Genomic DNA, 21206 nt, shown 5'->3' with positions numbered 1-21206 from the left:
ATGTTTTCCACTCCGATGGTCGCCGCGGAACGAGGGACATGGAACCGCCTCTGCCGGACTTCTCAGACGTCTTACTGGCCCGCAGGACGCCCTGAAACGTCCCTAGTTCCGGCCTTGGCGCCCAATACCGGGCTGAGTTCCGTCATTCCTCGCAAGGGCGGGCCGGTCAACGGGTCATTCCGCTCAACGCGATGCCCAGCCCGAGAAGCGAGTTCTCATTCGGGGGGCTGCCGCAAGTCGGTCTGCGCATACAGTCCGCCTGTCGTGGAGAGCGCCCCTCTCAGAAGGTCGCCGATTGCCTCAGGCTTGAGGTCGATGGAAGCGATGCCGCCTCGCGTGAACGGGATTTCTTCGAGCAGATACTCGCCACGGCTATCGTCGGCGAACTCTGGTCCGGTTCGCTCCTCGAAGGACCAGTTCTTGATTGTTGCCAGGTAGAAGTACTGCCGCTCGTTTTCAGCTTCCAGCACGTGAAGCAGGCTGATCACGTTGATCTCGCCTGCGAGCTCTTCCTTGATCTCGCGTTTGAGTGCGGTCTCACGGTCTAGGTCGGTCGGCTCGACGCCGCCGCCGGGCACGACCCAGTAGGGAGCGACACCTGGTCGGGCTCGCTTCATCACGAGCATGGTGTCGTTCGAAGTGAACAGAATCGCGCGGACGCGCTCCTTCACCGTGACGGTCTCCAATCTCGGTCTAGTGAGATCACGGTGAGTGGTTCCCGCGGCTAAGAGCTCCGTGGTTCGGATCACGTGGGTAGCGCCGCGTGGGGACACTCCAACGTGCCACCATGCAACGATGCTCCGGTGACGGAGAGAGAGCCAGTCTGGTACGAGTTATGCGCATCCGAGCTGCTCCAGCCGCTCGGCGACAGGTGGCTGCACGTCGAGGCGGTCGGCAGGCGCGCTGGGAAGGTCGCGTCTGAGTCGCTGCGACCGGAGGATCGGCCGGCGTTGATCGCGGCGGCGTGGCTGCATGACATCGGCTATGCCCCGCAGATTGCCCTGACCGGCTTCCACCCGCTCGACGGGGCCCAGTACCTGCGGGCGATCGGCGTGGACGAGCGGGTTGTCGCTCTGGTGGCGCATCACTCATGCGCGCGATTCGAGGCGCAGTTGCGTGGTCTCGGTCGGGCGCTGGACGAATTCCAACGGGAGCAAGGCGCCGTTGCCGATGCGCTGATCTATGCAGACATGGTGACCGGTCCTCGCGGACAGCCTCTGACCGTCGACAAGCGGCTCGCGGACATCTTCGAGCGTTACCCTGAAGGCTCCGTGGTGCACACTGCGATCAGCCAGGCCGCCGGTGAACTGCGTGCGGCGGTTCTCAGGACCGAGATTCGCCTCGCGCCGCGTGAGACTTCGTGAATCAGTCAGTCGATGTGCGGGTATTCCTTCGCGAGGAAGTGGTCGAGCTGTCGGCGCATGGTCGGGTGGATGTCGAGTGAGTCGAACTCGGTTGGCTGGAACCAGCGCACGTCCGAGGCTTCTTCGTTCTCCGCGGGCGCGCCGCCGACGGGGCGGCCGATCAGCGTGACCTCGTACTCCTGGCGCACTTCTCCGTCGGTGTAGGCGACGATGTGGGCCGGGTCCGAGTAGACGCCGAGGAATCCGGTAACCTCCGCGACCACTCCGGTCTCCTCTTCGCACTCCCGGACCGCGCACTGTGCCGGGGTCTCGCCGATCTCCTGGGCTCCACCGGGCAACGCCCACTGGCCGGTGTCGCGGCGGCGTTGCAGCAGGATGGCGCCGTCCGCGTCGACGACGAGCAGGTTGCTGGCGGGGATCAGCGTGTTGGGTGTCGGTGCGGTGGGGTCGCCGTAGTACTCGGTCCTACCCATGGAGGATCCCTTCGTCGGCGGTCAGCGGTCTGGCCTGCTGCCATACCGTGTCGAAGCTCTCGGTGTACAGGTCGAACCAGCCGCCCTCTTCCGATCGCCGGAGGTGCAGCAGTGGGTTGGCACTCGCTGGTTGTCCCCAGATGTGAGGATTGACGAGGACCTGGTCGTCGTAGCGGAAGAGCGAGGCATACAGGGTCGTGGCATGCAGGCGTATCGAGCATCCGTCGACCGCGAGCAGGTCCAGATAGTAGGTCAGTGAGGCGCGGATCTTCGCGGACAATGTTCCGTGCAGACCTTCCTCGGAGTCCCGGGTCTTGACGGCGTCGCTTCGCGGGTCGCCGAAGCAGAGCCGGATCTCGACGCCGTCGGCGGCACGCCGGGCGAGCATCTTGGCGATTCTCGGGTTGGTCTGGGCGAAGAAGGTACCGGAGAAAACGAGCACGTCGATGCGTTCTTCGGCGCCGTCGAGCAGTGTCAGCCACGTGTCTCGGGGAACTGAGGCGCGGTTGGGGTAGACGTCGACCAGTTCGGCATTCCGAGGCGGCTGGGGATCTGTGTTGGTCAGTTGCGATTCGGGCCAAAGCTCCGACTCGGCGACTTGTAGGGTCGCCGCAACAGCCGAGCGATGCTTGCGGTGCGGTTGGCGGCCTGGGGTGATCCATCGCTCGACGGTCTTCGGATCGACCTGGCACGTGGCGGCGAGTTCGCGGACGTCCACGCCGCGCTCCTTCATCACGATGCGCAGTCGTTCGTTCACGGCCATATTCAACCGGACCTGGGTATCGCGCGCCAACACGTATCGGCGGCGGTTGGTGCGCCGAAGACGATCGAGGTTACGTACGCTGGCAGTGTGACGCTCTTGATCCTCTGGGACGTCGACCACACGCTCATCGAGAACGCCGGCGTAAGCAAGTTGATCTACGCTGCGGCCTTCGAAACGCTGACCGGTCGGCCACCGCGCCTCGCCGCCCCTACCGAGGGGCGTACCGATCCCGGGATCATGAGGGCGTTCTACCAACTACATGGGCTGGCGATGCCACCCTGGGAGCGTGTGGAGAGGGCGCTTGCGCAAGCCGGAGCGCGCCACGCAGACCTGCTCAAGGCGAAGGGCTCGGTGCTTCCCGGAGCAGTTGCCGTGCTTACGTTGCTCGGTGAGCGATCGGGCGTCGTTCAATCGACGCTGACGGGGAACATCCGTGCCAATGCCCTGGTGAAGCTATCGGCGTTCGGCCTTGACACGCTGCTCGACCTCAACCTCGGGGCGTACGGGTCGGACGGAGAACGTCGGGCGGAGTTGGTCGGTGTCGCCCGCCGCCGCTTTGCCGACGCCAGGGGGCGTGAGCCCGATCGAACGGTGCTGGTCGGCGACACACCTCGGGATGTGGAAGCCGCGCTCAGTGGCGGCGCCGAGATTCTGGCCGTGGCATCGGGCATACACAGCCCTGCCGACCTGCACGCCGCAGGGGCGGGAAAGATTCTCGACGACCTGACGGACAGCGCCAGGGTTCTTACGGCTCTCGGCCTGGACGGCTAAGACAGGCTCGGGACGTTTCAGAACGTCCCTGAATTCGTTGCAGACGTCTGAGATATCCGCGAAAGGCGGTTCACCGTCCCGCTATCTGCGGCGACGATCGGAGTGGCAGGCGTAGCGCTGAGTTGTCGTCCCTAGACTCAGCGTGCCACCGCGAACGGCAGGGCCGCGCCCAGCTGGATCGCTTGCCCACCAACGGATAGGAACCGTTCAGCCATGCCCGAAAAGGTCGTCAAGGACAAGGTGCTCGTTTACGTCGTGCGCGACGGGCGTCTGCTGGTCTTCCGGCACACGGACTACAGCTATGAGGAAGTCGGCATCCAGGTCCCCGCCGGCAGCATCAGGGCGGACGAGTCCCCCGAGGACGCCGCCCTGCGCGAGGCGCGCGAGGAGACCGGCCTGCACGACTTCAAGATCGTGAAGAAGCTCGGCGAAACCGACTACGACATCAGCCCGTACCGGTTCGAAATCCAGCACCGCCACGTCTTCCACCTGGAGTTGGCCGAGGAAGCGCCCGAGCGCTGGGCCAGCCAGGAGGACCACGACGGGCAGCAGGAGCCGACGCACTTCGAGTGCTTCTGGGTTCCGCTGGAAGCGGCACACATCCTCCAATCCGGCCAAGGCGCCCTGCTCGGGCGCCTGTACGAGTAACCCGCCAGCGGCAGACGGCGGAGTGGGAGGCAGTCGATGGCGCACGCGAACGTCGCGAACCCGCAGGTCCTTGATATCTACCGCACCCTTGACGCTGACGGTGCTGACACCGCCGCCTCAGTGATCATGAAGCTGCGGGGCGAGACGTGCGATATCGACTGCCTCTACTGCTACGAGAAGCGCAAGGAAGCCCCGGGAGGCGCACGGATCAGCGATGAGCAGGTCCGTCGGCTCGGTGAGATCTTCGGTGAGCGTCCCCTGGCAATCGAGTTGCACGGCGGCGAGCCGCTGACCGTCGGCAAGGAGCACATGGCGACCCTGCTTCGGCAACTGGCCGCGCAGCCCACGGTCGTGCGCGTCTCGATCCAGACCAATGCGCTCGCCCTGGATACCGAGTGGCTCGATCTGTTCGACTCCTGCTATCCGGGAATACGCATCGGCATCTCGCTGGACGGCGACGCCAGCGGAAACGCCTGGCGCGTGGACTACGGCGGCGAACCCGTTTACACTCGGGTCGCCGCCGCGCTGGAACTGCTCGCCGCCCGCGGCCGCCACGCTGGGATCATCGCCGCGGTCACGCCAGCGGTACTTGGCCGGGCCGAAGCGGTCATCGACCACCTAGCGTCCTTCAGCGCCGTCAACGCGGTCAACTTCGCCCCGTGCTTCGACTCATCGATCCGCCGCTCGACCGCGACCGCGGCCCGGCGCACCCCAGCCAGCAGGGTTCTTCAGCAGCACGCGGTGTCGGAACCGTCCGGCCCCGCATGGGCTGTCACTCCCGATGAATACGCCGAATTCGTCCTTGCCGCCGGGGTGAGGTGGGTCTCCGCGGGCCACTTCCGGCGGATCAAGCTCGAACCGATCGTTTCGACGATCCGACGCATACGGGGACTCGAATCGGGCTTCTGCCACTTCAACAACCTCAAATGCGACCACGTATTCACCCTGTACCCGGACGGCCGCTTCGGAAGTTGCGACGAGCTTCCCTGGCCGGCCGCACACCTGGCAAGGCTTGGCGAGGTCGACGCGGAGCGCGATATACGGGCCGCTCAACGACGTTCACCGCTGCTGGCGCAATTGCATGTGCTGGCAGCCAAGTGCGCGAGCTGCGACTATCGCGAAACGTGCGGCGGGGGTTGCCTGGCAACTCGGGTGCGGTTTCACGATGAGTCCCGCAGCGACGACGTCTACTGCGCGTATCGGATGCGCCTGGTGGACGGCGTCGCGAGCATGCTCGCCCTGCCTGGCGACGCTGGCGCGGCCAGATGCCAGACGCTACGGTGGCGCCCCCGAGCGGTGAACCAGATGCGTGACGTCAATGGGTTCCTGGCACGGTGGGACGACCCACACGCGCGACGGCAACCCGCCACGCTGCTGCGCAGTCCCTACGGAAACATCAACACGGTGGGGCTCCCTGGCACCCACGAGGCAGACGACCTGGACCCTGCCCATCCGCAATGGGATCAGGCCATCGAGCCCGGCGCACGCACCCTTGTCGAGATCGCGACGGATTCATGGGGCTGCGTTACCTACGACAGCTGCGAGGGTCATGCCTACGACGGCGTGGACATCGAACCGCGCATCCGGCAGCTCGGCATTTTGCCGCGAAACCGCACCGAGTACCGGTCTGTGGCCGCCGCCCTGTGCCGCGTGGCCACGGTCGCGGAGAGACTTCTGCCCACAGATGTTCGCCTCGTGATTGGGCGCACAGATCTGACTTGCGAGTCCACGGGTCAAAACCATTCCGTGATGGATGTCCGTCTTGAGCCCGCGCAAAGCGGCTGCTGGAGGGGGTACTTCGCCCAACTCGATGTGGCGAGCGAGACGGTGGCAGCGGCAATGCTCTCCACTCGGCCAGCTACAACAAATGAGTGCGCCTGCGAAAGCGAAACGAGGCGTCCTGCATGTTGAGCCCCATACAGACCCTGAGTGTCCACCAACGCCTCGGCAGACTCGGCTACTTCCACGCGCTGTTCATCGAACCTCAGATATCCCGTTCAGCCGACTGCGGTGCTGACCCGCAACTTCCAGACATCGCGGCACCGTGCTGCAACCACGCCGACTCTGAATCCGTCAAGCCAGCCTCGATGCGACTGCTGGACGAGTCGGCGTGGAAGTTGCTGAAAGAGATAGCGATCTGCCTCGGGGCGAAGCCGCGCTGCCCGACGGCAACAGCCGAGTGCTGTCCGACCTGCCGCGTCATCGCGGACGGTCTGTGCGTTGCCACAGCCTGGACCGCTGTGCAGCGGCGCGTCTTCAAGCCCGCGGGGACGCCTGATTACGCCACCGACACGATGATCTCGCTGCTACTCGGCCACGCCTTCGCTGTGCAGCAGGAGACTGCCTGCGCCTTGGTCGGAGATTCCACGTACGGCGGCGAGATCCCGCAGGCCGCGGAGAACGACCTGCCGCTGACTGCCGAACTCATCAACCTCTGGTGCGACCCGTTCTCGCCGGCGGCGCCCCAGGCCTTCACATGGCTCAACCACTGTGCCGGCATGGACGACCTGCGCCATGTCATCCAGACTCGGAGGGCGGCATGACACGACCGTTGATCCACCTCGCCGAGACGCTCACGATCGGGAGCATCGAGGGCTTTCTCAGCCAGGACGAGATCGAACAGCTCGGACAGCTCATGGCCAAGCATCTCGCGCACTTCGGCCCCGAGCGTTTCGACACCGAGCGCGGCGACACGATCCACGAGATCCCTGGCCGCACCGCCGAGCACGCGATGGCAGTCTACGAGCCCGCCGGCCGTCTTGAAGTGCGGCAGATTCCATCCGACGCCGAGCAGATCCTTCAGGGCGCGTTCGAGCGGTCACGCGAGGCGCTGAACCGCTCATTGCCGTCCGTCATGTTGTGCCGTCCGTGGACCTACGTCGAGTATGGTCCAGGCCAGCACATCACCGCGCACCTCGACGGCATCGCGCCCGATCCGCTCAGCTGGCCGCGGCAGATCGCTGGAATCAGCGTCGTCATCAGCGAGCCGGAGCGCGGCGGGGCCTTCCACGTCGAAACGACCTCCGATCATCGGCTGTGGAGAGACGGCCTCGCTGGCCCAGAGTCCGGCTACGCCCCGGGAACACATCTGGCCCACGACGGAGCAGACCATTCCACGCCCTGGTTCGTGGCCATGCCGCGCACTCGCTGGACCGCCACGCCGGGGTCCGGCACTGCACTGCTCTACGGCTCGCAACTCGCCCATGGAACCGAGCCCGTGCTCGTTGGAGTCGCGCGCAAGTTCATCAGCTGGCTCGCCGCGGACTGACCCCGGTCGGAGGAACCATGCTCATCGCTCTGGAAGGGATAGCCGGAGCCGGCAAGAGCACCGTACGCGACCGGCTGCTCTCCGAGACGCGCTCCAGCGGGATTCCCGCGGTTGACGTAGGACAGTTTTCCTGGCTAGACCCCAGCGCCACCCGAACCCTTGTCGCCCTGCGTTCCGGTCGGCGTCAGCCTGGCGGACTAGCCTGCGCCCGCCGTGATCTTGCGCTGCACCTCGACTTCAATCTCCAACCCGCCCGGCTCATCGGCCAGGTCATCGCAGATCGCTGGCTGATCTCGACAGCATGCTTGCTTGCATTGGTCAACCGCCGCTCCGTCGGCTACTACGTCAAGCAGTTGGCGGCCGACGCAGCCGTCCATCCCGACATCACGGTGCTGCTGACCACTCCGGCTCATGTGTGTCTCGCGCGGCTGTGGAAGCGCGAGAGCCCGCGCAGATTCACCGAGGAACCCGGCCACGCGACGAGGCTCGGGCTGCTCTTCGAGGAGGCCGCTGAGGCATGGACCCGGGTGACCGGGAAGACGGTACTGCGCCACGTCTGCCGTACCAGCGCCGATCTCGATCGGATCGCATCCCAGTGCCTCACGCTGCTCGGCGGCGTCTCGGCGGGTGGGTGACGCCATGCATCTCGATCCAATGCACCCTGCGGCATGGGTGGTTGAAGAACTGCGTGCCGAGGGCTGGATAGTCCACGACCTGCTGGCTTTCACCAGGTCAAGCACACTGATGGCCGCCAGTCGAGGGTCCTCGACGCCGCTCGTGGTCAAGGTGGGTTTCGGCAGCAACCATGTCCTGCACCAGCTCAGTGTCGAACAACGCCCGGCCGCCTACGGCTTCTACTGGTATCAGCAGCTCACTGACGCCGAGCGGGCGCTTTCACGCGACGACTTCCGATATGAGCGTGACCTTACGATCGCCGCGACCTCAATCGAGCACATCGTCCCAGCCGTCGAGCACGGCACTAGCGAGCACTTCGACTGGTACGCCATGCCGCTGTGCGATGGCGGCAACTTCCGTCCCTATCTCGGAGACTCTAAAGACCGCGCCATCGGACTTCGCGTTCTCGGCGACATCGCCTATGGCATCGCTGCGCTTCACACGCATGGCATCGTGCACCGCGATGTGTATCAGGAGAACATCCTGATACACGGCGGGCGCGGTCTGCTCACCGATCTCGGTGCCGCCCGGCGGATCGGTACACCCCGCGGGCCGCGAACTCGGGCGCCGGAACCGCACTGGCCTCCCGAATACGCGACGGCGTACGACTCGGCCGCTGCTGCCGCCGACGTCTTCAGCCTCGCTGTTCTTGTTTTCCGCTTCCTCATCGGCGACCTGCCTCGACTTGACGGCAAGCGTGACATCCCGAAGCTTCCGTCATCTCTACGCCAACTCGTCCCGGCCGCCTTGCGGCATGACCCGGGCATGCGCCCCGTCGCTGCGGAAATAGCCGAAGCGCTCTACGAGGCGGCTGAGAGCTGCGAGCAGTGAGGGTCCGAATGAGTCACCGGAGTAGAGCGCCGCCCAGACGCCATCGCTCAGCAACCACCCGAACCGACATCAGGAGGAACCGAAGTGCCCGAGAACACCGAGATTGAGGACTTCCTCGCGGCCGTGGACGACCTACGCGGCGACGACGAGACGGTCCGCACGACCGCCCATACCTCCAGCGTCTCCGCCGAGGGCTGGATCGTCGACACCGAGGACACGCAGGTCACCGCAGCCGCGAGCTGACGCTGCGCCTTACCGCCCGCATCAGTGATCAAGAGCCGTGTCATCCGGCGCCACCACCACGGCGCCGGATGGCGCACGACACCAGGAGGAGCGTCGTGGACACTCTGGACCTCATCGCCTTCGCCACCCACGACGTCGACCGGTGGCGGGAGGCGCGGTTGGACAAGCTGCACCAGGTGCTTCGCAAGCCTTCAACTCAATCAACGAACGCCGCGGGCATCTCAGGGACCGCACTGGAGTTCGCGATCGCCCATCACCTGCTCGAAGGTGCCGAGCGCGCGGCGCGCGCCGGCAAGGCGGACACGCTCGCCTGGTACAGGTCACGCAGTTCCCACGACTTCGACGACTTGCGAACGGCCAGCGAGCACCCCTACCACCTAGCTCCGGCGATCGATCCAAAGCAACTGGACGAATCAGGGATCTCCGATGCACCGTTCTATCTGCTCGGGCCCGACAGTGAGCCTGCCTCGCACGATCTGCTGCATCTGGTGGATTCGGCCCTGTCCGCTGCAGACGAGACTGGGTTCGGCGCCCTCGTGCGGCACCACGCCGCCATCATCTGCCTCCTGCGGCGGCGACCGCTCGGCACGACTATGGCCAGCTGGTCGATCACGCGGCTGCCCGGCACCGTCTTCACTGACCATGCCGACGAACCTCTCGTCCTGACCCGCGATCTCATCCACGAGGCCGGCCACAACTGGCTCAACTCAGTACTCTCCGCCCGAGGGGTCGAGATCTCCGACTCTCCCTTGTTCTACTCGCCATGGAAGCAACAGTCGCGTTCGCCTTTTGGGTTCCTCCACGCCTGCTGGGCCTTCCCCCTGACCATGATCTTCACCGCCACGATCTTGGAATCGGCCATCGGTCGCGTGGCGACATTCCTTAGCGCCTACCTGGATCAGCAACGATCGCTCCTGGCGGGAACCGACCGCGAGCACTCGATGGCACAGGAGCTGATCTACGATCCCGAGCTGCGTGAAACCCTCGCGGCCGTCCACCAGGCAGCGCGATCCCTATGACTGAATCCGCCATCGCCATCGCCATGCGCAATCCGGACGGTCACGAAACCTACGCCGAGCACGGCAACGCGATCCTCGAACACGAAGTCCCAGCGAGCGCGTCGACCGTGTTCAATGTCGGTTCCGTCGCAAAGCAGATAACCGCGTACCTGGCGATCCGCATGCATCACGCGCGCGTCCTCGACCTCGGTGCGAACATCCGACGCTACCTGCCTCGAGTCCAGATCGATGACGTCACGGTCGGCGAACTGATCACGCACACCGCCGGCTTCCGTGACGCCGAGACGCTGCTCTCGCTGTGTGGCTACCGAGACCTTGATCACTACACGGCCGATGACCTGCTGAATCTGGCATACCGGCAGCAAGCACGCGCAGTGCCCCGCGAGCAGTTCCTCTACAGCAACACGCACTATCTCCTGCTCGCAAAGCTGCTGGAAATCACATGCGGTACGCCCCTGGCGCGGCTCGCCGCCGACGAGATCTTCACTCCGCTCGGCATGGCAGATACCCAGTTCATCGACGACCAGCGAACGCTGATCCTGCACGCCGCCGCCTCATACGAGAACAGCAATGGCCAGGTGCGCAAGGCGACACGGCCCGTCGCCCTCGCTGGCCCCGGATCGCTGTGGACTTCCACCCGGGACCTCATGAGATGGCTGCTCAACCTGCATCAGCTATGGGTCAGCGGCGAGAGCGAACACCTGCCCTTCGGCGAAGTGTTTGCGTATGTTCCAGCCGACCGCGCCGAGTTCGCCTACGGCCCTGGCCTGTATGCGACGAGCAAACCCGCCCAGTCGGTATTCCACAACGGCCATGAGCACGGGTTCTCGGCATCCACCATCCTCGGACGTGACGGCGCGGCGATCCTCTGCGTGGCTAACGCTTCCTGGACTCCTGCGGAGAGGCTTATCTCCGAGATCAGACGGTTGGCCGTTCCGCCACAATGCGCGAGCGACGCGTTGCGAATCGCCCTTGAGCGGGGAACGCCGATCTCAGCTCGCGAACGTGAAACGCAACCGAGCACACGGCGAAGTGAATCAGGGGACACACAGCTAGGTGTCTTCGCCGCCAGCGACGTGCCTGGACGCGTTCAGCTGCTTAAGATCGGCAAGGACCTAGCACTGGTTCGGCGCGGCACCCGTGACCTCCTCACGCCGCTCGGAACGACCGGAAAGGCATTCTGCGGGCCTGGTTTCGTCCTCACACTCGATCCGGCGACGGGCGACGGCGACGCAATCAGCAGCTTCATGCTGGATCTCGACCGAGCACCGCGGATCCGCTACACGCGCCTCGCGGCGGATCTGACAAGCAGTCCACATGTAGAGCGCGACGCGGAACTAGCCATCAGCCGACCCACGGCTCCCGGTGCGTCATGAACTGCATCGTGAGTCGGCTAGCACCTAGGACGACAGGCCTCAGTGCAACTGTGTCGCTCAGGTGTTTAGCCTGCGACGCCTGTATACCGCTAAGCGGCGCCTTCCCACGACAGAGCGCTGTTGGTCACGCTTCGTGGTTCGACGGTAGCGAATTCGTTTTCACACGGGGTGTGAACTGCACGCGCATATTCCATATGTTCGCACCCCGTTATGCATCTTTGATTTCTGATTCGCTGACTTCCTCTGGCTCGCTGCGTGCCCGGCGGCTTCGTGGGGCGGCGCACGCCGTGCGCAGACCGGAGAGAGGAAATGTGATGACCGCACAGCGGATAGGCCCGAGCGGGGAGACCGCAGCACCCGTGCGGCCTACTGGCGTCGAGCGGCCGGGGTGGCCGGCGTGGCGGTGATTGGTGCGTTGTCGACCGGGCGGTCCGGATGGGTGTGGGATCCGGCAAGCGCCGACGAGCAGTTGGCGGCGGCGTGCCGGGATCTGGAGGCCGGGCGGTTCGGCCTGGCCCGGGAGGCGTTGGTGGCTACGCGGGAGGACTTCGCTACCCGTGCGCGGCGCTCGATGGTGATGGCGTCGGTCGCGGCGGCCGGGGAGGGCGAGGCGGCGCGGCATTGGTTGCGCGAGGCGCCGGAGGATCCGGACGCGGTGCTGCTGTGGGCGCGTACGGCGGTGGTGCTGGCGCTGCGCTCGTTGCGCGTGCGAGATGCCTGGACGCAGTTGGCTGTGCGGGCGTGCAGCGAGGCGGCGGCGGCGTTCCCGGCGGATCCCACGCCATGGGTGGCGCTGTTGATGCTGGCACGGCTTGGTGTCTTTCCACGAGTGACGGTGCGGGAGGGTTGGGCCGCGTATTGGGCGCGGCATGAACCGTTAGGGCCGCGCGAGCACCCGGATCATCTGGACGCGCGCTGGCGGCGGCGGGTGGCCCGCGGTTTGGGCGGTCACGATCAGCACTGGCCGCCACCGTCGCGGGCCGCGCATAACCGGGTGGAGGTTGCTGCGGAGCAGCTGGGGCTGATCAGCGCGCGGGGGCCGTGGGAGCTGATGCTGGAGGTTTGGGCGCGTGATCCGCGCAGCCGTGAGGGGCACCACCGAATGCTTGAATGCCTCTCTCCCCGCTGCGGCGGCTCGGCGCGCGCGATGACGCAGTTCGCGACATTCGTGGTGCTGGCCGCCCCGGACGATGATCCGTTGCAGCTGTTGCCGCTGAGCGCGCGGGTGGAGGCCTATCGCGCAGCTCAGCAAGATGATGAGGCCGAGCGGGTGGTGTGGACGGAGAAGCGGGTGTGCGTGAACGCATACTTCGACTGGTTCCTGCCGTTGCGCAAGGGCGGCGGGCCGCTGCCGGTGACGGACTGCTCGCTGCTGGCGCACGCCCTGTACATGGCGGGTGAGCGCACTTTCGCGGGGGCGGTGATCGAGGCGATGCGCCCGTACACAGCACCGTATCCATGGTCCGTGACCGATCCGCAGCAGGACGGGGCGGCCGGTTTCATCGAGGCGGCCCGCGCACTGCACGTACCGGCCCCGCGGCGGCTAAGCGGATGGGAACGGCGCGAGCTGTCCGGATAACCCCTCAGTCGTCCCGTGCGCGCGAACTCCGTGGCGCGCACGGGACCAACCCGGGCCGCGCCGCTGCCGCCTTGTTGTGGTCGCCGCACCGGCGGCGCGGCCCCTTTCATGCCCACGGCACGACGTTTCGCCCTGATATGCGAAGGAGATCCCTGTGTCTGCATCCCATGCGCTGCCGCATCCGCGCACCCCCGCGGACGAGGACCGGGAGCTACGCGAGCGTTTCGGCATCACACCGGTGCTGGCCCGCCGTCAATCGTGGTTCGCGGCCTGGACCGCCCCGTTCAACATCATCAGCGTGATCACCGGGGTGGTCGGCACCCTGGCTACCGGGATGGCCGCCGGCGGACCTGCGGCGCTGTTCTGGGGGTGGATCGTGGTCTCCGCGTTCACGCTGGTGGTCGGGGTGTGCATGGCGGAGCTGGCCTCCTCGATGCCCACGGCCGCCGCGCTCTACCAGTGGACCTCGGACCTGGCTTCGCCGAAGCGGGCGCCGCGCTGGTCGCACCGGGTCGGCTGGCTCAACTTCCTGGGTCTGCTCGGCGGCGTCGCTTCCGTCGCGTACGGCGGGGCGATCTCGTTGCAGGCGTTGATCGCGCTGCACTGGCCGTCGTACTCGACGAGCCCGACGCGCACGCTGTGGATCACCGCCGGACTGTTGGCGCTCTACGGCCTGGTGAACATGCTGGACATCGGCCGCATCGGAATCGTCAACAAAGCGTCGGCGCTGTGGCTGCTGGGCGGCACCGTCTTCATCGCCGCGGCGCTGTTTCTGCGGCCGGCGCATCACCAGAACGTCGCGTTCGTGCTCGGGCACCTGGTCAACGAGACCGGGTTCAACGCGTCCTGGGGTGGGTTGTACGCCACCGCGCTGGTGCTCAACTGCGGGGCGTACGTGTACTGCGGGTACGACCTGGCCGCGCATCTGAGCGAGGAGACCCGCTCGGCCGCAGACACGGTGCCCGGGGCGATCCTGCGCGCGATCTGGGTCTCCGCCGTCGCAGGAGTGGTGCTGATCGGCGCACTGTTGTTCGCGATCGGCGACTACAACGCCGAACTTGGCTCCAGTCTGGGGGCGGCGGCGCAGATCTTCCTCGACGCTCTGGGATCGACCTGGGGGCAGATCGCGCTCGTGGTCGCGTTCGGCGCGCAGGTGTTCTGCGGGGTCGCTGTCGTCACGGCCGCATCTCGGCAGGTGTTCGCGTTCTCGGGGCGCAACAAGGCGTTTCCCGGGCACCGCTGGTGGAGCCAGGTCTCGTCTCGTACGCGGGTGCCGGTGAACGCGGTGTGGCTCTCCGTCGCGCTCGGGTTCGCGCTGACGCTGCCGGGGCTGTGGGGCAGCACGGTGCTGAACAACGTCGTGTCGATCAACGTGATCGGGCTCCTGCCGGCCTACGCGGTGCCGATCTACCTGCGGCTGCGCCACCGCGACGACCGGTTCGTCCCCGGCCCGTGGAACCGCGGCGCGGCGGGGCCCTGGTTCGCGCGGATCGCCCTGGTGTGGATCACGGTCGCGTGCCTGGTCGTGGTCGCCCCGCAGGCCAGCCCGATCACGCACAAGAACTTCCCCTACGCCGGGATCGCACTGCTCGGCACCCTGGTGATCGAGCAGCTGTGGTGGTGGGGCCGGCGCCGCACCTATGCCGCGCCGATCTCCACCATGAGCGCGGCGCAGGCCGCCGGGATCCAGGACGAGATGGTCTGACGCGATGTCCACGACGAGCATCGCGCAGCCGGAAAACGACACCGGTGCCACGCCGCGCGGGATCCTGAGCACCGACGAACTGCTGGAGAGGACCGGCAGCGGTCAGATCGACACTGTGCTGGTGGCCGTGCCGGGCCCGAGCGGTCTGCTGCGCGGCAAGGCGTACGACGCCGGGTACTTCGCCGCGCACGTGCTGGAGAGCGGCACACGCGCCGCCGCGTACCTGCTGACCACGGACCCGGATATGCGGGTACTGCCCGGGTTCGCGTTCGGCGGCTGGGAGCACGGCGCCGGAGACCTGTGGCTGCGCACCGACGCGGCTACGCTGCGCACCGCCGGATGGGCCCCGCGCACCGCACTGGTGCTGGCCGACCCGTGCGACCGCCAGGGCCGCCCGATCCCCGTGGCACCGCGCGCGGTGCTCGCCCGCCAACTGCACCGCCTCGCCGACCTCGGCCTGACCGCCTCGCTGGGGGTCGAGTCCGAGGCCATGGTCTACGACACCTCCTACGGCGACGCGGCCCGGCGGGGCTGGCGCGACCTGCCCCCGGCCGCCGACCACAACACCGACTACGCCCTGACCCACCCGGCACGGCTCACCGCCCTGATCGAGCGGATCCGAGAGACCGCGTACGCCACTGGGCTGCCGCTGGAGGGAATCAAAACCGAGGCCGGCGCGGGGCAGCTGGAGGTCACCTTCCGGCACGGCGAGCCGATGGCGGCGGCCGACCAGCACGCGGTCTACAAGCTGCTGGCCCACCACGCCGCCGAGCACGCCGGGATGGCGCTGACGTTCATGGCCAAGCCGTTCACCGGCCGTGACGGCAACTCCTGCCACCTGCACCTCTCCCTCCTCGATGACCAGGAGCGCAGCCTTCTGGTCGACGCTCACGGACGGCTCACCGATCTGGGACAGCACGCCGTCGCGGGGTGCCTGGCCGCGCTCGACCAGCTGGCCGTCCTGATGCTGCCGAGCGTCAACGCGTACAAGCGCCTGCACACAGACACCGCGCCGCTTTTCGCCCCCACCACCCTGAGCTGGGGCTACGACAACCGCACCTGCGCCCTGCGCGTCTTGGGCGCCGGGGAGAGCGGGCGGATCGAGTGCCGCATCCCCGGGGCCGACGCGCAACCACACCTGGCCGCCGCCGCCCTGATCGCGGCGGTGGCTTACGGCACCGAGCAGAAGCTGCCGCTGGACGAGCACCCCGTCGCCGCCAGTGCCTACGACGATCCGCACGCCACGTTCCTGCCGCGCACGCTGCCCGAGGCCGCAGCCCGGATGCAGGATTCCGCACTCGCCGCCGAGCTGCTCGGTGTGGATGTGGTCGCGCACTACGTGCGGGCCGCGTGGCACGAGGCCGAGTACCACCGGAGGCGGGTCAGCGACCTGGAGCGCGAGCGGGGGTTCGCCCGCGCATGAACGCCCTGAACACCACCAGAGTCCCGCCGCACACTCAGTCATCGGCGCGGCAGAACCCAGATCCTGCCGTCGCCACGCTGCTCGCGGTCGCGTTTGAGGTCCCCGACGGCGGGCTGGACCACCGCGTCGACTTGGCTGCGGTCGCGCTGCGCCCCGCCGGTGAGCGGTACACCCTCGTCGGCAGCTTGCACTGCGTACTGCACGCCGGGATGTCCGCCGCGCTGATTGGTGAACGTTGCTGCCTGCCGCTCGACCAGGTGCGAGAACGGACACCGGTCGCGGTCGCGCTCACCGTATTGGAAGGCTATCTGACCGCGCCGCCCTACCTCCTTGTCACTCACCAGGCGCCGGCCTTGGGCGCGGTGATCGCCCGGCACGCGGGCGCATGCCCAGCCCTGAACGCGGCGCACCTGGTAGATATCACCGTGCTCGCCCGACGGCTACTCGGCGAGCGGTGCCCGCCCAATCTGCCTAGTCTCGCCGCTCAGTTGGGAGTGACCACCGCGCCCCGGTCCACGCGCACCGCGATGGACGCGGCACTGACCGGTGCGCTCTACGCGCACCTGCACCGGATCCACCACGGGCGCGCGCAGGCGAACGCAGATGCTCGGCCGACGCGCCCGGTGTCGAACGAGCGCACCGGCCACCCACAGATCTCCGGGATCGCACGGGCGGGGCAGGAGGTGCGCCATGGCCAGGCAGCCTGAGCAACGCCGCCCGGTCCTCCGCCTGATCGTGGTCGCGCTCGCGATCGGCCTCGCGTTGGTCGCCGTGATCGCCGCGCTGGTGTGGCGACCGTTGATCTCCTCGCTACACCTGGACCCCGCTCCGGCGCCGGCACACGCCGGACACGCGCTCGCCATCGACGCAAAATCTCTGTCCGCCAGTCCAGCCCGCGCACCGTGACAGGCTCCTGATATTCCGTCCGGGCGACCGACGGCGCAGCTCGCCACCCCCTTGGCAGAGCACGCCGGACCGGACGGAACGGCCCCGCCGAGGCGTCCCGCCGTGCGCCCGGCCGGGCCCGCGTCGCCCCGCCCCCACCGTGTCCCCCGCACCCCGGGGTGGGGCGACGCCCAACCCTCGCTGCGGCGAGGCGCCATGCGGCACCGAACAGAAAGACCTTCACACATGAGCACATTGACGATGCTGGACCCGCCGCCGCTGCCGGTCGGCTGGCCGGTCGAGCGGATCGACACCGCCCACCCTCACGCGGCCCGCGTCGAGGATTACCTGCTTTCGGGCAAGGACAACTACCAGATCGACCGGGACGCGGCCGAGGCGGTGCTGGCCGACTTCCCGCAGATGCGGCAGATCGCCGCCGCCAACCGCGCCTTCCTGCGCCGTGCCGTGCACACGCTGGTCGCGGATGGCATCGAGCAGTTCCTGGACGTCGGCACCGGCCTGCCCGACCATGAGCACCCCGCCGAGACTATCCACGCCCTGTGCCCCGGCGCGCGCGTGGTGCTGGCGGACAACAACCCGGTGGTGCTCACCCACGCCGCCGCGCGACTGCGCGGACCGCAACCTCAGCGCACGGCGGTGATCGAGGCGGACCTGCGCGAACCGGCGGCGATCCTGGATCACCCTGCCTTGCGCTCCGTGTTGGACCTGGACCACCCGGTGGGGCTGCTGCTCGGTTTCGTCGTGCATTTCCTCGCAGACCACGACCACCCCGCCGACCAGATCAAGACCCTAATCAATGCTCTGGCGCCGGGAAGTGCCCTGGTGCTCTCGCACGCCACCGCCGAAGGCCAAAGCCACCTCGCGCGCGCTGCGGCAGAGCACTACCACGACGCCGGAATACCGATCACCCTGCGCACCCCGGCGCAGATCGCACGGTTCTTCGACGGCCTGGAGTTGCTGGAGCCCGGCCTGGTCGCCCAACCCTGGTGGCGCCCCGATGAAGACCCCACCGAAGATCCTGGCCTGAACTGGGGCTACAGCGCCGTCGCCCGCAAACCCTGACCGGTGACCCTGTAGACCACGAACCTGCATTTGTACACATTAATTCGATCACCACGGCGCCTGAGGAGGCTGCGGATGGATACCCCCGGACCTGCATCGCGGGTGGAGCGACAGCGCGCCCGCGCGCACCGGGGCGCATTGGCGTTCCTGGAACGCGATCACGTGCCCTTCTCCACTGAGGCGATACTCGCCATCGCCCGCGCGCAGCGCCACAGACGCCCGACGCCCGGCCACGATCAGGCATCTGGCCTCTTGCGCCCTACGGCCTTCGAGCTTGCCGAGCTATTGCCGCCCGAGCGCGTGCTCTACCTGCGCGTGTTCTCGGGAACAACTACCTTCTCCCGGCGCAGGGCCGTGCGCGCCTGGCAGCACAAGCTGCGCGTCAGACGCGAGCAGGTCCTCGCTGGCACCGGCCGTCCGGCGTTCGACGCGGGAGATGACCAGCACACAACTGCGATGACCCCGCGCGAGCGGGATGCCGCGTACGATGCGTTGCCCGGACCGGCCGCCGCGCTCTACCGGCAGCTGGGCGCTTGCCCGATCAACCAGTTCGACACCGACACCCTCGCCGTACTGATCGACCTCGACGCGCCCGCCGCCGAGCGCCTGCCCAAGCAGCTGGTGGGCTGCGGTCTGCTCGACCAGGCCGGCGACGGGTTCGCCCTGAGCCCGCACGCCCTCCTGCACGCTCGCATTAAGTCCGAGGCGAGCGACGCTGAGCAGCGCGAACTGGACGCCGCCGGACTCGACCGGCTGCTGGCGTTCCTGCGCGACGCCGCCGATGCGGCTGCACGCCTGATCGCCCCGGGCCGCCCGCCGCTTTGGGAGCGCGAACAGCTGCGCATACCCGCCCCCGCGCCGCCCTTCCCGCCGGACGGGCAGGCGGCTGCACAGTGGGTGGACGCGCGGGCGCAGGTGTACCTGGACACGGTGCGGTTCGCCTTCGCCGACCAGCGCTACGCCCTGGTATGCGACCTGGCGTACTGCCTGTGGCCGCTGTGGATGCGCCGCCGCACCGGGCGGCTGATCGAGGCGCTCACCCTCGGCCTGGCCGCCGCGCGGCTGGCATACAGCGACCGCGCCACCGGATGGATGCTCACCGCCCTGGCAGATGCGACGCGCGCCGTCAGCCCTGTGGCGGCGTACGGGCACGGCCGCCGCGCGGTAACGCACTGCGAGCACACCGGGGACACCGTCGGCCTGGCCTGGGCACTGAGCAGTCTCGGGGGGTGTCTACTCGACGCGGACCAGACCGATCAGGCCGACACCTGTTTCCGCGACGCCCAAGCGCTGCACGCCACGCTCGGGCACGCGCGAGGCGTCGCACTCGCGCGTCAGGGCCGGGGCCTGGTCGCCCTATCCCGCGGTGAGGCGGAGGCTGCGGTCGAACTGCTCGACGGCGCCCACCGCGCACTGGCCCAAGCCGGCGACCGGTACGGCGCCGCGCTCTGCCTGGCGCACCATGCCCGCGCGCTGGCCGCCGACGGCGACCCGCAGCGCGCCCTGCTGGAACTCGACCTGGCCAGCGGCGTGCTGCACGAACTGCACGCCACACGCGGCGAAGCGCTCACCCTGAACATCCGCTCGCAGGTGCTACGCGCGGCCGGACTGGAGTCCAAGGCCCGCGATGCCGACGCCGCCGCCCGCGCCCTGTTGCACGCCGACCCGCACCGCGCTGCACATCTGGATCAGCCCGGTGCCGCATCGTCCGCCGGGCTGGCGAGCCCGGACCGACCTCAGTGACAGATACGAACACTGACACGCCCGGTATCCGGCAGGAGAGTGCAGCGCCGTCGCCAGCAAGATCGCGCGTGGTCCGGGCGCGCCGGGTGATCGTACTCGGTGCGGCCTGCGCGCTCGCTGCCGTGCCCGCCGCGACTGGCCTGGCATTACTGGAGCGCTCCTACGACGGCACATCCGCTCGGTCCGCCGACGTGGGCTGGGGTGTGCTCGGGGTCGGAGCGGTGTTGGGCACGGTCGCTGCGCTGCTGCTGCGCCGCCGCATGCCTCTGCGCCCAACGTGGCGGGCGGTGCTCGCGTTGTGGATCGCGCTGGCCGTGCTCGCCCTCACCGACGCCGCGCTCGCGCGCATCGCGCCGTTCCGCGTCGGTCTGCTGTCCCTCGTGCTCTACCTGCTGCCCGCGCTGCTGGCCGCCACCGCCCTGCACGCCCGCCGCCCCGCCGTGATGGCGGCGCTGTTAATGGCGGCTGGCGTGCTGCCGGTGGCCGTGGCGCATCCGATCGCCTTGGTGCAGCAGCACGTGGGCGCGACGCAGTGGATGCGCGCACAGGGCATCACCTCGCGCCAAATAATACAGAGGGTTGATTTATCGGGCCTTGTGCAAGAGCCCTACCAGTACGACCGATCCAGCGGGATACTGACCGCGATTTTCCACCAAGACGAGGGCTGGCTGCTGCCGCCGGTCGCGCTCGCCGCCGAGACCGTCACCCCCGGCAACGAGCCCTGCGCCCCGGTGCTGGTTGCAGAGGGCGACGCACAAGACCAACAGACCCCGCAGAACTGCGAGCCTTCCCCTGACGGGGTTTGGGACCTAGATCTCGGCGGCGGAAATGCAGGCGTCGCCCGCGAGTTCGGCGCTGTGACCGTCGCGATGACCGGATCCGAGGAGATGGTCCCGGAGTTGGACCGGGCACTGCTTGCCGCGCAGCCCGCCGACGACGCGCAAATGTTCATCCGCATCGAGCCCGGCCCATTCACCGTTACTGACTGGCTGGTGCTCTGAATTACTCAAACACCTGAGCGATGGACTGTGAAAGTCGCCAAGCCTGGCCGCGACCCTGCTGCGCGCCCTGCTCGTTCTGACCACCACAGGTCGCCCGGTGACGGACGATCAAGAACGTGGATCACGACCGCCTAACCTGACTCTGATCATCCGGGCGGGGTTCGCTCGGTCGTAGCGCTGTGAGCTTTGGTTTTACTGCTGCTTGTCAGCGGACTTGCGCACTAGGCCATGGCTCATAGTTTCCTCGGGTGGCGTACGTGCCCACCGTGAAGACCGCGTCGGGGGCAGTGGCCGTCCAGATCCTGTAGTCCTCACGGCGCAGGTCGCGCGATATCGAGCACATCGGCTCGGCACAC

At 67.7% G+C, this 21206-nt stretch carries 22 protein-coding genes; 19 read left to right on the top strand and 3 right to left on the bottom strand.

The window, feature by feature from the left end; all coding sequences use genetic code 11:
* Positions 1 to 215: 215 nt before the first annotated feature.
* Positions 216 to 671, bottom strand: a complete 456-nt coding sequence (locus tag VGS97_RS23185) for an NUDIX hydrolase (RefSeq protein ID WP_326855743.1) — start codon at positions 669 to 671, stop codon at positions 216 to 218.
* Between the two features lie 132 nt (positions 672 to 803).
* Between VGS97_RS23185 and VGS97_RS23180 the strand changes: the two genes are divergently transcribed.
* A complete protein-coding gene (locus VGS97_RS23180; protein ID WP_349262234.1) occupies positions 804 to 1364 on the top strand; it encodes an HDIG domain-containing metalloprotein in 561 nt (186 codons plus the stop codon).
* Positions 1365 to 1369: 5 nt separating this feature from the next.
* Here VGS97_RS23180 and VGS97_RS23175 read toward each other — a convergent pair whose 3' ends face one another.
* Together VGS97_RS23175 and VGS97_RS23170 are read right to left on the bottom strand one after the other, a co-directional pair.
* On the bottom strand, positions 1370 to 1837 hold the full coding sequence (locus tag VGS97_RS23175; RefSeq protein ID WP_326855741.1) for an NUDIX domain-containing protein: 468 nt from the start codon (positions 1835 to 1837) through the stop codon (positions 1370 to 1372).
* The gene (locus tag VGS97_RS23170) at positions 1830 to 2594 is read right to left on the bottom strand and encodes an XRE family transcriptional regulator (RefSeq protein ID WP_349262233.1); all 765 of its coding nucleotides are present in this window, start codon (positions 2592 to 2594) and stop codon (positions 1830 to 1832) included. The genes VGS97_RS23175 and VGS97_RS23170 overlap by 8 nt, the downstream gene beginning before the upstream one ends.
* A gap of 93 nt (positions 2595 to 2687) precedes the next feature.
* Here VGS97_RS23170 and VGS97_RS23165 point away from each other — a divergent pair, with 93 nt between their 5' ends.
* From VGS97_RS23165 to VGS97_RS23080, 18 genes are all read left to right on the top strand, one after another.
* Positions 2688 to 3371 carry an HAD family hydrolase gene (locus VGS97_RS23165; RefSeq protein WP_326855739.1) on the top strand — a complete coding sequence of 228 codons (684 nt, stop codon included), beginning with the start codon at positions 2688 to 2690 and terminating at the stop codon, positions 3369 to 3371.
* A gap of 213 nt (positions 3372 to 3584) precedes the next feature.
* Positions 3585 to 4019 (top strand): NUDIX hydrolase, encoded by a 435-nt coding sequence (locus tag VGS97_RS23160; RefSeq protein WP_326855738.1) that lies wholly within the window; start codon positions 3585 to 3587, stop codon positions 4017 to 4019.
* Positions 4020 to 4055: 36 nt separating this feature from the next.
* Complete coding sequence (locus VGS97_RS23155) at positions 4056 to 5930, top strand: radical SAM/SPASM domain-containing protein (RefSeq protein WP_326855737.1); 1875 nt, start codon at positions 4056 to 4058, stop codon at positions 5928 to 5930.
* Positions 5924 to 6562: a hypothetical protein gene (locus VGS97_RS23150; RefSeq protein WP_326855736.1), complete on the top strand. Its 639-nt coding sequence runs from the start codon at positions 5924 to 5926 to the stop codon at positions 6560 to 6562. Before VGS97_RS23155 ends, VGS97_RS23150 begins: the two co-directional genes overlap by 7 nt.
* A complete protein-coding gene (locus VGS97_RS23145) occupies positions 6559 to 7287 on the top strand; it encodes a hypothetical protein (protein ID WP_326855735.1) in 729 nt (242 codons plus the stop codon). The genes VGS97_RS23150 and VGS97_RS23145 overlap by 4 nt, the downstream gene beginning before the upstream one ends.
* 17 nt (positions 7288 to 7304) lie before the next feature.
* Positions 7305 to 7922, top strand: coding sequence for a hypothetical protein (locus VGS97_RS23140; RefSeq protein WP_326855734.1), 618 nt, complete (start codon positions 7305 to 7307; stop codon positions 7920 to 7922).
* Between the two features lie 4 nt (positions 7923 to 7926).
* Positions 7927 to 8793 carry a protein kinase domain-containing protein gene (locus tag VGS97_RS23135; RefSeq protein WP_326855733.1) on the top strand — a complete coding sequence of 289 codons (867 nt, stop codon included), beginning with the start codon at positions 7927 to 7929 and terminating at the stop codon, positions 8791 to 8793.
* Between the two features lie 84 nt (positions 8794 to 8877).
* Positions 8878 to 9036 carry a hypothetical protein gene (locus VGS97_RS23130; RefSeq protein WP_326855732.1) on the top strand — a complete coding sequence of 53 codons (159 nt, stop codon included), beginning with the start codon at positions 8878 to 8880 and terminating at the stop codon, positions 9034 to 9036.
* Between the two features lie 95 nt (positions 9037 to 9131).
* Positions 9132 to 10055, top strand: a complete 924-nt coding sequence (locus VGS97_RS23125) for an aKG-HExxH-type peptide beta-hydroxylase (RefSeq protein ID WP_326855731.1) — start codon at positions 9132 to 9134, stop codon at positions 10053 to 10055.
* Positions 10052 to 11431, top strand: a complete 1380-nt coding sequence (locus VGS97_RS23120; protein ID WP_326855730.1) for a serine hydrolase domain-containing protein — start codon at positions 10052 to 10054, stop codon at positions 11429 to 11431. The genes VGS97_RS23125 and VGS97_RS23120 overlap by 4 nt, the downstream gene beginning before the upstream one ends.
* Positions 11432 to 11819: 388 nt before the next feature.
* Positions 11820 to 13010, top strand: coding sequence for a hypothetical protein (locus tag VGS97_RS23115; RefSeq protein WP_326855729.1), 1191 nt, complete (start codon positions 11820 to 11822; stop codon positions 13008 to 13010).
* A gap of 154 nt (positions 13011 to 13164) precedes the next feature.
* Positions 13165 to 14715, top strand: coding sequence for an amino acid permease (locus tag VGS97_RS23110; RefSeq protein WP_326855728.1), 1551 nt, complete (start codon positions 13165 to 13167; stop codon positions 14713 to 14715).
* Between the two features lie 4 nt (positions 14716 to 14719).
* A complete protein-coding gene (locus VGS97_RS23105) occupies positions 14720 to 16138 on the top strand; it encodes a glutamine synthetase family protein (RefSeq protein ID WP_326855727.1) in 1419 nt (472 codons plus the stop codon).
* Positions 16135 to 16845, top strand: coding sequence for a hypothetical protein (locus tag VGS97_RS23100; RefSeq protein ID WP_326855726.1), 711 nt, complete (start codon positions 16135 to 16137; stop codon positions 16843 to 16845). Before VGS97_RS23105 ends, VGS97_RS23100 begins: the two co-directional genes overlap by 4 nt.
* Positions 16829 to 17044, top strand: a complete 216-nt coding sequence (locus VGS97_RS23095; RefSeq protein WP_326855725.1) for a hypothetical protein — start codon at positions 16829 to 16831, stop codon at positions 17042 to 17044. The genes VGS97_RS23100 and VGS97_RS23095 overlap by 17 nt, the downstream gene beginning before the upstream one ends.
* Positions 17045 to 17269: 225 nt before the next feature.
* A complete protein-coding gene (locus tag VGS97_RS23090) occupies positions 17270 to 18106 on the top strand; it encodes an SAM-dependent methyltransferase (protein ID WP_326855724.1) in 837 nt (278 codons plus the stop codon).
* Positions 18107 to 18181: 75 nt separating this feature from the next.
* Positions 18182 to 19849, top strand: coding sequence for a hypothetical protein (locus VGS97_RS23085; protein ID WP_326855723.1), 1668 nt, complete (start codon positions 18182 to 18184; stop codon positions 19847 to 19849).
* Positions 19850 to 19935: 86 nt separating this feature from the next.
* A complete protein-coding gene (locus VGS97_RS23080) occupies positions 19936 to 20850 on the top strand; it encodes a hypothetical protein (RefSeq protein ID WP_326855722.1) in 915 nt (304 codons plus the stop codon).
* The last annotated feature ends 356 nt before the right edge of the window (positions 20851 to 21206 follow it).

Source organism: Actinocrinis sp., assembly GCF_035946395.1.
GTDB lineage: Bacteria > Actinomycetota > Actinomycetes > Streptomycetales > Catenulisporaceae > Actinocrinis.
Note: the sequence above shows the minus strand (reverse complement) of the source record. Positions and strands in the feature narration are given on the sequence as shown.

What these genes read in the sequence shown, in the direction of transcription:
- VGS97_RS23140 (WP_326855734.1), top strand. Translation starts at nt 7,305, where the DNA reads ATGCTCATCGCTCTGGAAGGGATAGCCGGAGCCGGCAAGAGCACCGTA.
- VGS97_RS23175 (WP_326855741.1), bottom strand. Translation starts at nt 1,837, where the DNA reads ATGGGTAGGACCGAGTACTACGGCGACCCCACCGCACCGACACCCAAC.
- VGS97_RS23090 (WP_326855724.1), top strand. Translation starts at nt 17,270, where the DNA reads ATGAGCACATTGACGATGCTGGACCCGCCGCCGCTGCCGGTCGGCTGG.
- VGS97_RS23145 (WP_326855735.1), top strand. Translation starts at nt 6,559, where the DNA reads ATGACACGACCGTTGATCCACCTCGCCGAGACGCTCACGATCGGGAGC.
- VGS97_RS23095 (WP_326855725.1), top strand. Translation starts at nt 16,829, where the DNA reads ATGGCCAGGCAGCCTGAGCAACGCCGCCCGGTCCTCCGCCTGATCGTG.
- VGS97_RS23160 (WP_326855738.1), top strand. Translation starts at nt 3,585, where the DNA reads ATGCCCGAAAAGGTCGTCAAGGACAAGGTGCTCGTTTACGTCGTGCGC.
- VGS97_RS23100 (WP_326855726.1), top strand. Translation starts at nt 16,135, where the DNA reads ATGAACGCCCTGAACACCACCAGAGTCCCGCCGCACACTCAGTCATCG.
- VGS97_RS23105 (WP_326855727.1), top strand. Translation starts at nt 14,720, where the DNA reads ATGTCCACGACGAGCATCGCGCAGCCGGAAAACGACACCGGTGCCACG.
- VGS97_RS23155 (WP_326855737.1), top strand. Translation starts at nt 4,056, where the DNA reads ATGGCGCACGCGAACGTCGCGAACCCGCAGGTCCTTGATATCTACCGC.
- VGS97_RS23150 (WP_326855736.1), top strand. Translation starts at nt 5,924, where the DNA reads ATGTTGAGCCCCATACAGACCCTGAGTGTCCACCAACGCCTCGGCAGA.
- VGS97_RS23135 (WP_326855733.1), top strand. Translation starts at nt 7,927, where the DNA reads ATGCATCTCGATCCAATGCACCCTGCGGCATGGGTGGTTGAAGAACTG.
- VGS97_RS23120 (WP_326855730.1), top strand. Translation starts at nt 10,052, where the DNA reads ATGACTGAATCCGCCATCGCCATCGCCATGCGCAATCCGGACGGTCAC.
- VGS97_RS23085 (WP_326855723.1), top strand. Translation starts at nt 18,182, where the DNA reads ATGGATACCCCCGGACCTGCATCGCGGGTGGAGCGACAGCGCGCCCGC.